Below are 10,325 nucleotides of genomic sequence, written 5' to 3'. Positions count from 1 at the left end.
GAAGATGTCCTTTCGAGTGGGTTGTAGGAGATTCCTCGAAGGACCACACGGTGACCGCGCCCCCATTCAGAACGAGAGCCAGCCACCAAGCGGACTACACCACTCTACGGGGCACTACTCGTTGCAACGTCTGTGCGAGCAACCTCATTGCCGAGATGACTGGCGGCGCGCATTGTCATCTGCTCGACGACATCGATCCCACGAAACGCTCCGGACACAGGCTTGACGATGTGCGTCGTTGGGGAGGAGCCCTCAGGAATACCCCATTCACCGTTCCCTATTTTGTGCAGCGCGATTTTTGGCTGCGCACCGGCAAGGCTGAAACGTCCAGCCGCGTCAGAATAGGGACCCCCCTCGGTATATTCGGCGACAACGCGCGTGAGCATGCGCGAAAGTTCTTCTTCGGATATCGAGCGCACAGATCCCCGTTGCCCTGCATCAGATGCGAACTCACCCGCTGGGACGATCTGCACGGCTCCCGCGGCATCCCTACCCACCTGCTCAAGCAGAGCAAAGGGATTATTCGCCGACACATTGAAACGACGCGCGATTGCATTCAACGCGTCCGTATTATCAGGCAGCAGTCCCTGAAGCCAGGGAAGGACAGCACGTTTGCGGTGACTCCTCGTGGCCAGGGGCATGGACAGCGACAGCGGCGTTGCATTCTGTGAAGCGCGATACGCATCGTCATACGTAAACGTCACGTTGCCCGATGTGGACTGCGTGAGAACTCCGCAGAAAAGCCCGTCAAGATACAGGTCGAGGTTTCGCTCGCTCACCAGCGCACCTCGCCGTCATCAAGCGACCGCAACGCAATCTCGTGACCCAGCGCCTGGAAAATGTCAAAAAGTTTCGACGCTTCAGTTGTCGGCTTTCCCGCTTCAACATCTGCCACGAAAGACCGGGATACGTGTGCCTTGCGGGCAAGCTCGGTTTGCGTCCATCCGCGTCGCTCGCGGAGATCGCGAACCACCGAAGCCGCCTCTCGCATTGTGAGCATCGCCGCCCCTAACAATCCATTCTGCCTCCGTACAGAGACAATTACATATGTCGCCGTACGACTACATTCTATCCTTGTCGTCGTACGGCGATAAAGATGGGCTCCTAGCCTAGGATTGCTGAACGCGGTCCTCTGGCGGGCTGACCGTCAGGCGACGTTCGCCTCAGCATCCGGTGCCCTCAGCGCGAGCAGCCGCTCCATCATGTGCGGCGCCAGCGTGCCCTCAGTCTCAAGCGCCACGCGCACCGTCGCGCCCTCACGATCTATCGGCCCCAGACGCTGACCCCGCAGATCGCAGACCGTCTGCCCACGACCCGGGCCGTCGGTGACATCCACCTCGACGGGCACGGCCGACGCGACGCGCGAGTGTTCCGATTCCTTGCACCAAAAACGCCGGTCGTTGTCGGCAAACGCCGCCGTCAGTCGTTGATCGTGCGCACCAGCACCGATTGAAAAACCTCGTCGTTGTAGAAGAACTCTCCGCAGCCAACGGTTGCCCCGGAATCAGAAATCGCCTGCTGGCGGGCCCGCAATAAGGGGGTCTGCGCCGGAAGCTCCAACAACCCCGTCACTGCGTCGTCGCCCGTCACCGCGCTCAGTGCCGACTCGTGCTTCACAATGCGTAGTCCGTATCGCCGTAAAAAGCTCATCAGGTCTACGTCAACGTCAGCGAGCGCCGTCGGCTGGATCATCCCGTCATCTCCACCATCGCGCAGATAGTCAAACATCACGACTCCCGGCCGACCGTCGATAGTCAGACACCGTCGCACACGCCACATGGGATCGTCGTTTCGCATCGCCGCGCGCACCCATTCGGGTGCCTCCTCGCGGTCGATCTGAAACCCGATGATCGCCACTTCGTGCCCAGCGCGCATAATCTCGCGAGGCAGTGACGTGATGCCGTGAATGGCAGAGTAGATCGACCGAAACGCCGACTCCTCCGGCGCTCCTTTCGCGGTGTCGGCGATGAACGTTCCGACTCCCCACCGCCGAACGATCACACCCTCAAGCCACAGCCGAGTAAGCCCCTCTCGCACGGTGACACGGCTCACCCCAGCCAATGTCGCAATATCGGATTCCCGCGGCAGCTGGTCGCCCGCCTCGCCTCGATTTATGAGGTCACGAATGACGCGTTCAGCGTGATCGATTTTCGTGTGAGCAGGCACACCTCTATTATCCGAGATTCCTACCATGTGCCAATGCTGAAGAGTCCCCGAGGCGAGTTTGGGTAGCCGTCGTTCACCGTAAGCTCCATGAGCTCGTCTGCAAGCTTGGCCTTGACGCCCGAGAATTCGGGGTCGAACGCGAGATTCCACTGTTCATCAGGGTCTCTGAGCACGTCGAACAGCTGCTCTCCGCCTCCCGCGAGATAACGCGTGTAGCGATAGCGCTCGGTTCTGATCGTGCGGGCCCAACTCGAGGGAGACGCATCGAAGTGACTATTGTTCGATTGAATCAGGATGCTGTCGCGCCACGACTCACCGTCGTCGGTCGTGAGCGGAAGAAGCGACCTGCCGTGCAGCATCCTGATGGGGTCGATGCGCGGCTCGAACGTCGACAGCATGGGTTCGGGAATCCGAGCCCAGTCGTAAATCGTGGCGGCAATATCCGTGTGCTCGACGAGCTCGTGGCGCTCGCTCTGCTCGCCCGCGCCGCCCGCCGTGTCAGACACGATGAGCGGAATACGAATGCACGGGTCGTAATGTCGCTCCCACTTTCCCAGCAGCCCCTGATCATGCAGCATCTCGCCGTGATCTGACGTGAATATGAACAGGGCGTCCTCCGCTCGGCCCGCCTCGCTGAGCGCGTTGCGCACCCTCCCGAGTTCGTGGTCGAGGTGGGCGAGGTCGGCGAAGTACAGCTGCCGCTGCCTGCGCCAGTCGTCGATGTCGTAGCTCGGCGTCTCGTATCGTTCCTGCTGAAAGTACGGAATCGGATGCGTCTTCCACTCCGCACCGGTCGGCTCGGGAATCGCGTCGACGTTGACGCGGTCGACGAACTCGGCTGGCGGGGCGAAGGGGTTGTGTGGCTGCACGTAGCTGATGTGGGCGAATAGATTGCCCTCGGTGCGCTCGATGAAGCTGAGGGCCCGGTCGGTGATCCACGCTGTTTGCGAAACGCTCGCCGGGAACGGCAGCTCATATGCGTCACTGGTCGAAGCGGGGTACTCCTGTTGCGCTTCGAGAATCTGCGACCGTAGGTCCTCTCCCTCCGCGCCGTACTTCTCGAGCTCGGGCACCATCGTCATCCACACCGTCGAGAGCGCTGCCTCGTAGTGCTCGGGATGGTGACACTTCACCCAGTCGAGCCATTCCCCGGCGCGAGCATCTTCTGTGTTATTCACGACGTCGAAGCCGTACGCGTAGTAATCAGGTGTCAGCGTTTCGATCTGCGTGACCAGGTGCAATTTGCCAAAGGCCCCCGTCGACCAGCCGCTGACTTGCAATGCCTGTGCGATGTTCGGCACGTCCGGGCTGAGGTCGTAACCGCACTCGGTGACGCCGTGCGCGCTGTTCGACATACCCGTGATGATGCTGGCCCGGGATGGGCTGCAGACGGGATTGGTACTGAATGCGCTTGAGAACGTCACCCCTTCTTTTTGGAGTGCGTCGAAATTGGGCAAGTCGACAATCCCGTGGCGCGCAGCTTCGAGCCAGCGGGCTGCCAGCTGGTCCACCATGAACAAAATGACCGTACGCTGATTACCCGTCGGCATCTCAGGCCTTCCCCTCGTTTGTTCGTTCACGATCCAACTCGCCAGACCGTTTCTTCTCTGCCTCGAGCACACGAGGTGCGACGAGCGTGCACACTACGAGCAGCAAACTGAGAGCACTGATGTAGATTGCCACCGACATCACGCTGCCCGTTGCCTCGACCAGCGAGCTGGCGATGAGCGGAGAGAGGCCACCACCGAGAACAGCCGCGATCTGGAACCCGAGCGACACTCCTGTGTACCGGACACGTGCAGGAAAGAGCTCGAAGAAGAGCGAAGCCTGAGCACCGTATGCGATTCCCGAGAAGAGACCGACGATGGCCATAGCGATCATCACGATCGGGACCGACCCGGTCATTCCGGAGCCGAACATGATGAAGGATGCCGGGATGAGAAGCACTCCGCCGACCAGATACACCACTGAACGGCCGAAGCGGTCAGACAACACGCCCCCGATGAGCGTCGCGAACAAGTAGGTCACCGCTGCGACGAGGTTCGCGATGGTCGCCAAGTACTGCGGAAAGTCTGCGCCGTTGATGAGGTAGTTGATAAAGAAGACACCTTGCGTAAAGCCGAAGGCGGCGACGGCGATGTACATGCCGATCGCAACGAGCACCATCTTCCAGTGCCGCGCAAGGGCTTCGAGCAAGGGCGTCTTCGCGATTGTTGCTGACGCCTCGCGCTGCTCGAAGTCCGGTGACTCCTCGATGTGGCTGCGAACGATCAGACCGATCACCACGAGCACGATGCTGAAGAGCAGGGGAATTCGCCACCCCCACGCATCGATCTGCTCGGGCGTAAGCACAACGAACATGAGCGTGACCAGGCCCGTCGCAAGAATGATCCCCATCCCACTTCCGGTCTGAACCGCGGCACCGAAGAAGCCGCGGCGTTTCGCCGGGGTGCTTTCCATCATGAGTGTCGTCGCGCCGCCCCACTCGCCGCCGATGCCGAAGCCCTGGATGAATCGAAGCACGACCAGAAGAATGGGAGCGACGATACCTGCCTGCGCGAGCGTCGGTAGTGCACCCATCAGAGTCGTGGCGATCCCCATCGTGAGAAGGCTGGCGACGAGTACGGGCTTACGGCCGTACTTGTCACCGAGGTGGCCGAAGATCATGCCGCCAATCGGTCGCGAAAGGAACCCCACGGCGAATGTGCCGAAGGCGAGAAATGACGTGAGGAATGGGTCGTCGGTCGCGAAGAAGAGTCGCCCAAAAACCACGGCCGTCAGCGTTCCGTACACGGAGAAGTCGTAGAACTCGATCGTGTTTCCGATCACGGTGGCTGCCACGAGCCTCCGTGTCTGCGCTCGAGATCTACTGTGTTCGCCCGGTGTCGTGATCACGATGTATCTCCTTTGATTCTCGTCGGAGGTCTAGACCTTAGATGAGAGTAAAGGAAGATCACGGAATGCACAAACGGTGCGTACGTATTTATAAAGCACCTACAAGGTCTATAACTCACTCCGCCGATTGCGGCGATAGCGTCGCCCCCGGCCATCGGCGGCGCCGTACCCGCAGCGTGTGATCTCATCGGCATCCGTACCCCGCACCGGGTCGAAGACGAGAATCGACAACACGTTTTCTCGGGCCGTATCCGCGGCACAAGCTTCGGAACGCCATTCACCCGCGCACAACAGCACACCGAACGAAAGCCTCTTACTCGGGATCAGCAGACACCGCATTCATCAACTCGGGAGGTCCTGATCAAGAGAATTGGCCTGGGAAGCAATTGAATGCTCGTTTCGATGCCCTTTTCTGCCGTTCAGATGGCGGACTCAACTAGAGTCACCGCGGTCGCAGCGCCGGTCCAACAATGACTCTCAGGCTCCGAGTTCCGAGGCGCTACCGCACAATCAGGCGACGTTCGCCTCAGCATCCGGTGCCCTCAGCGCGAGCAGCCGCTCCATCATGTGCGGCGCCAGCGCGCCCTCCGTCTCGAGCACCACGCGCACCGTGGCGCCCTCACGATCGACCGGCCCCAGACGCTGACCCCGCAGATCGCAGACCGTCTGCCCACGACCCGGGCCGTCGGTGACATCCACCTCGACGGGCACGGCTGGCGCGGTGCGCGGCAGCATCCCGCCCACGGCGATCGCCGCGGCCAGAGGATCATGCAGGGCGCTGCAGCGGCGACCGTACTCGGCGACGTAGAAGTCGAAGTAGTAGTCGAGCGCAGCACCCACGGCGCGTGCGATCGGCGCCTCGGCCGCGCACAGCCGCTCACGGTCGGCCTCATCGAGCACGTTGGCCAACGTCGTGTCCAGCGGCACAAGAGTGACAGGCCAGGATGCTGTCACCACAGCCTGCGCCGCCTCCGGATCATGGGCAATGTTCGCCTCGGCGACCGGCGTGATGTTGCCGGGCACAAGCGCGGCGCCGCCCATCACCGTCACCTGCGCCACACGCCCAGGCAGCTCCGGGTCGCGCTCGAGTGCGAGCGCGAGGTTCGTCAGCGGTCCCACCGCAATGATCTCGAGTGCGCCCTCGTGCTCGCGCGCCAGGCGGAGCAGCAGCTCAGCAGCATCCTCGTCGATTGGCCCCGCGCCAGTCTCGGCAATCTCGATGTTGCCGATGCCGTTCGCACCGTGCACGTGCGGCGCACCCCCGGCGAACTCCCCCACAAGCGGGTCGTTCGCTCCCACAGCGACCGGGATGTCGGTGCGCTCGGCGAGCGCGAGCAGCCGCAGCGTGTTCTGCACCCCCTGCGCGGCACTGACGTTACCGTGCACGCCGCCGATGCCGACGAGCTCGATCTCGGGCGAGGCCAGCAGGTAAGCGAGTGCCATCGAATCATCGACTCCGGTGTCGCAGTCGAGGTAGACGGGTCGGGTCATGGGAGATCCTTACTGTGTATTCGTGGGTCAGTGGAGACGTGTGTCAGTCGCGATTCGGGGCTGCCTTCAGCACCAGGCTGGCACCGAGTGCGAGCACCGTGATGACGACAGAGATGATGAGAGCGGTGGTGTATCCGCCGATGCCGCCCGAGCCGACAAACGGTGCCACGATCGCGATGCCGAGGCTCGCTCCGATGCCGAACGCTGCGCTGTTCATGCTCGGCAGAGCGGACGGCGCCTCGACGGGCGACTGGATGACTCCGAGCCCGTTCGACGTGGTGAGAACCAGGCCATTGTAGGCGATGCCCAGCACGGCGATCATCGCGAAGACGACCCACTGGCTCTGCGGGAACATCGTGATCACGATCAGCGCAGCCAGGCAGATCACCAGGCCAAAACGAAGGATGCTGACCCAGCCGATTCTCACGGCGAGCCACCCCGCGAAGGGCGCCGCGGCAAGCCCGATCAGCGCGGGCGGAGCCAGGAACATCAGGGCGCTCGTCGCCGCGTTCATGCCGAAGCCGATCTCGGTGTCTTGGCTGAGCATCACGACGGTGAAGTTGATGACGGCGAACACGCTCGAGAGCGTGAGGACCGTCGTGGCGATGACGGGCCACACCTGGCGCGATTTCAGGTGCTCCACCGCGATGAGCGGGGTGGTGCGGCGCTTCTCGATCTGCACGAAAATGACGAATGCAGCGATCGTTCCGACCAGGAGCGCGAGCGTCGGCGCGGCGAGCCAGCCTTTGTCGCCACCGGTTGAGACGAAATACGTCAGGCAGATGAGTCCGGCCGACAGCGCACCGGCTCCCCACCAGTCCATGCGACCCGTGGATGCTGCTCCCGCATCCTTCGGGGCCGCCACCCACACGCACACCAGTGCAAGTACACCGACGATGAAGATCACCACGAACAGCGAGCGGAATCCGAACGCGTCGGTCAGCAGCCCGCCGATCCACCCATCGACTCCGCCGACGCCACCGTTGATGGCGGTCAGCACACCGAGCATCGTGCCGAACATCTTTCGGGTCAGCGACTCGTTGAGAATCACGTACGAGAGCTGGAACGCCGCGCTCGATGCCCCCTGAAGCACGCGCCCGACGAGCAGAATCTGCAGGTTGGGCGCGAAGAGGCAGAGCAGCGTTCCGACCGAGAGGATGCCGAGCACGATCAGCAGTCCGCGCTTGCGTCCGATGAAGTCGCTCCACCGGGCCAGCAGCACGCCCCCGACCGCGCCGGCAAGGAAGAACAGCGACGAGACCTGCGAGACGGAGTCGATGTCGACGCCGAGCGTGCGTGCCATGTCGGGCAGCGCCGGAGTGATCATGCTCGCATTCAGCTGAAACGCGACAACCGCCAAAATCAGTGTCGCGACGAGTCCGACCGCGCGGCCACCGTGCAGCTTGCCGTCCGCCGGGGAGGTGGATGCTGCGCCAGCGCCGTCGCCGGTCGCAGTTCGTGTGTCGGTCATACAGAGACTCCCTTGTCTGATTCGATGTGGTGGTTTGTGATGTGTTCGCGGATGATGCGTGTTCTGGTCGGGCACGGGCAGTGCGCAGGACTCGTGCACACGTCTCTGTGTCCAGCGCCTGGTTCCGGCGATGTTCCCCGTCTGTGCCCGACCCCGTCAGCTCCGATACCCCGGTGCCGTGCGGTGATGATGCTCAGTGTCACACGTGCAGTCTGATGTTATACCTCTTGAGTATGACATGTACAACCTCCCATTTTCTGGTTGAATGGAAGCCGCCGAGAACTCAGCCCCGGCGAGGGCGACCATGAGAATCAGGAGCACCGATGACGGCACGTGACCAGTTCTTCGCCTCCCCTCTCACCACCACGGTCGGGCAGCCGCTCCGCGTCGCCGTCTACGCGCGCATCGCCCAGGGCATCCGTGACGACGTCTTCCCCCTCGGCTCCGCACTCCCCCGCGAAACCGAGCTCGGCACCGCCCTCGGCGTCAGCCGCACGGTCGTGCGCGAGGCCATGATGCTGCTCGAAGAAGACGGCCTCATCACCACACGGCGCGGGGTCGGGCGGTTTGTCGCAGCATCCACCCCTCGTGTCGGACTCGAAGACCTGCGCCCCTTTGAAACGGCGCTTGCCGGCCCGGGGCAGTCCATCACCGTCGAGCCGCGCCCGATCGTGATGCAGCCGAACACCGAGTTTGTCTCGACGAACCTGCACCTCGACCTTGAGGCCAACACCTGGTTTCGCGAGAGCGTGCTGACCCGCGACGACGAGCCCATCGCGATCGTGCAAGAGCACCTGCCGGCGGGGCGGTACCTGAGCGACATCAGCCCGCAGATCGCCGAAAATCTGCAGCGAGCGGCCGAACAGGACGCAACCGTGTTCGCCGGGCTTCTCGAGCTGTGCGGCCCCGTCTTCACGGCGAGCAGCTTTCACGTCGCACCGAGCGTGGTCGGCGCGTCGCGCGGCAAGCAGCTGCGGCTCGCAGCATCCGACCCTGTCATCATCCTCACGCAGGTGATCGAACACGACTCGACCCCGGTCTACGTGGCCAAGTGCATCGTGTCGTCGCGCGTGGGGCATTTGACCGTCGTTCAGAGCCTCTCTTCCTGATCAGCCCACCCCCGAAGGACTCTCATGCCCCGTGACATCTCACTCACCGTCGTCGGAAGCATCAATGCCGACATCACCGCCCTCACCGAGCGGCTGCCCGGCGCGGGCGAAACGGTGGGAGGCGGCCGCCTCACACGCAATGCGGGCGGCAAGGGCGCGAACCAGGCGGCAGCGGCCGCGCGCCTCGGGGCACGCACCCGCATGGTCGGGGCGGTGGGAACGGATGCTGAGGCCGAGGCGATGCGTCAGGCGCTCCGCTCGGCGGGCGTCGACTTCACGCACGTGGCCGAGGTGGACGGCGAGACGGGCACGGCACTGATCATGGTGGATGCTGCGGGCGAGAACCAGATCGCGGTGTGCGAGGGTGCCAACGCGCACGTCTCGATTGAGGGCGTCGATTTTCCCGACGACGACACGGTGCTGGCGCAGTTGGAGATTTCACTCGACACCGTAACCGAGGCGGCACGGCGCTGCCGCGGCTACTTCGCGCTGAACGCGGCGCCGGCGATGCCGCTGCCCGCCGAACTGATCGACGCGTGCGACCTGATCATCGTCAACGAGACGGAGTACGAGCTGATCCCCGAGCTGGCGGATGCTGCGCTCGTCGCCGTCACCTACGGCTCGAAGGGCGCTGCCATGCTCGAGCGAGGCACGCAGGTGGCATTCGCGGATGCTGTCAAGACGACGCCCGTTAACACTGTCGGTGCGGGCGACGCGTTCTGTGCGGCGCTCACGATCGCGCTGCGCAGTGGGCTGTCGTATGAGCGCGCGCTTCAGACGGCGAACGCCGTGGGTGCTGCGGTCGTGCAGGAACCGGCGGCGCAGCCCGCCCTCAAGAACCTCGAGCACTACACGGCGTAGCCGCCCCGGCGTCACGCGGTCGACCGGGCACCACGGGACTGTCCCCTCTTCCCGCGGCTGGTCCGGCACCGCGTGCACGGCCCAGCACCACGTAGAGGCCCCAGCACCCCGCAGACGATTCTGCACCAACTGGCCCACTCGGCACCCCGCAGCGGACTCTGCACCAGTGGCCCACTCGGGACCACGTAGAGGCCTCGGCACCCCGCAGCGGACTCTGCACCACTAGCCCACTCGGCACCCCGCAGCGGACTCTGCACCCCACAGAGGATTCTGCACCAACTGGCCCACTCAGGACCGCGCAGCGCCCCAGCATCCCCGTGCGCGTCTCGTTG

At 63.5% G+C, this 10,325-nt stretch carries 10 protein-coding genes; 2 read left to right on the top strand and 8 right to left on the bottom strand.

All coding sequences use genetic code 11. The features are described from left to right. Positions 1 to 104 precede the first annotated feature (104 nt). The 8 genes from OK352_RS04630 to OK352_RS04595 all read right to left on the bottom strand — a co-directional run bounded on the left by OK352_RS04630 (position 105) and on the right by OK352_RS04595 (position 8,023). Entirely contained in the window at positions 105 to 779 is a 675-nt protein-coding gene (locus OK352_RS04630) for a HipA N-terminal domain-containing protein (protein WP_265140223.1), read from the bottom strand. Further along, positions 776 to 973, bottom strand: coding sequence for a helix-turn-helix domain-containing protein (locus tag OK352_RS04625; protein WP_265140222.1), 198 nt, complete (start codon positions 971 to 973; stop codon positions 776 to 778). Before OK352_RS04625 ends, OK352_RS04630 begins: the two co-directional genes overlap by 4 nt. Before the next feature lie 174 nt (positions 974 to 1,147). Further along, the gene (locus OK352_RS04620; protein ID WP_265140221.1) at positions 1,148 to 1,348 is read right to left on the bottom strand and encodes a hypothetical protein; all 201 of its coding nucleotides are present in this window, start codon (positions 1,346 to 1,348) and stop codon (positions 1,148 to 1,150) included. 71 nt (positions 1,349 to 1,419) lie between these two features. After that, positions 1,420 to 2,166 (bottom strand): GntR family transcriptional regulator, encoded by a 747-nt coding sequence (locus tag OK352_RS04615; RefSeq protein ID WP_265140220.1) that lies wholly within the window; start codon positions 2,164 to 2,166, stop codon positions 1,420 to 1,422. 20 nt (positions 2,167 to 2,186) lie between these two features. Continuing rightward, a complete protein-coding gene (locus tag OK352_RS04610; protein WP_265140219.1) occupies positions 2,187 to 3,716 on the bottom strand; it encodes a sulfatase family protein in 1,530 nt (509 codons plus the stop codon). A 1-nt stretch (position 3,717) separates the two neighbouring features. Then, a complete protein-coding gene (locus tag OK352_RS04605; RefSeq protein ID WP_265140218.1) occupies positions 3,718 to 5,007 on the bottom strand; it encodes an MFS transporter in 1,290 nt (429 codons plus the stop codon). Positions 5,008 to 5,571: 564 nt separating this feature from the next. Continuing rightward, the gene (locus OK352_RS04600; protein WP_265140217.1) at positions 5,572 to 6,552 is read right to left on the bottom strand and encodes a nucleoside hydrolase; all 981 of its coding nucleotides are present in this window, start codon (positions 6,550 to 6,552) and stop codon (positions 5,572 to 5,574) included. Between the two features lie 43 nt (positions 6,553 to 6,595). Further along, entirely contained in the window at positions 6,596 to 8,023 is a 1,428-nt protein-coding gene (locus OK352_RS04595) for an MFS transporter (RefSeq protein WP_265140216.1), read from the bottom strand. 323 nt (positions 8,024 to 8,346) lie between these two features. Between OK352_RS04595 and OK352_RS04590 the strand changes: the two genes are divergently transcribed. Next, a complete protein-coding gene (locus OK352_RS04590) occupies positions 8,347 to 9,132 on the top strand; it encodes a GntR family transcriptional regulator (RefSeq protein ID WP_265140215.1) in 786 nt (261 codons plus the stop codon). Positions 9,133 to 9,156: 24 nt separating this feature from the next. After that, a complete protein-coding gene (locus OK352_RS04585) occupies positions 9,157 to 9,993 on the top strand; it encodes a ribokinase (protein WP_265140213.1) in 837 nt (278 codons plus the stop codon). Positions 9,994 to 10,325 lie beyond the last annotated feature (332 nt).

The organism is Microbacterium sp. MPKO10 (assembly GCF_026107415.2).
Taxonomy (GTDB): Bacteria; Actinomycetota; Actinomycetes; order Actinomycetales; family Microbacteriaceae; genus Paramicrobacterium.
This window is presented reverse-complemented; position numbering and strand designations above follow the sequence as displayed.

Bases quoted from the DNA above. Each gene is read 5' to 3' on its own strand.
- OK352_RS04600 (WP_265140217.1), bottom strand. From the start codon at position 6,552: ATGACCCGACCCGTCTACCTCGACTGCGACACCGGAGTCGATGATTCG.
- OK352_RS04610 (WP_265140219.1), bottom strand. From the start codon at position 3,716: ATGCCGACGGGTAATCAGCGTACGGTCATTTTGTTCATGGTGGACCAG.
- OK352_RS04585 (WP_265140213.1), top strand. From the start codon at position 9,157: ATGCCCCGTGACATCTCACTCACCGTCGTCGGAAGCATCAATGCCGAC.
- OK352_RS04595 (WP_265140216.1), bottom strand. From the start codon at position 8,023: ATGACCGACACACGAACTGCGACCGGCGACGGCGCTGGCGCAGCATCC.
- OK352_RS04590 (WP_265140215.1), top strand. From the start codon at position 8,347: ATGACGGCACGTGACCAGTTCTTCGCCTCCCCTCTCACCACCACGGTC.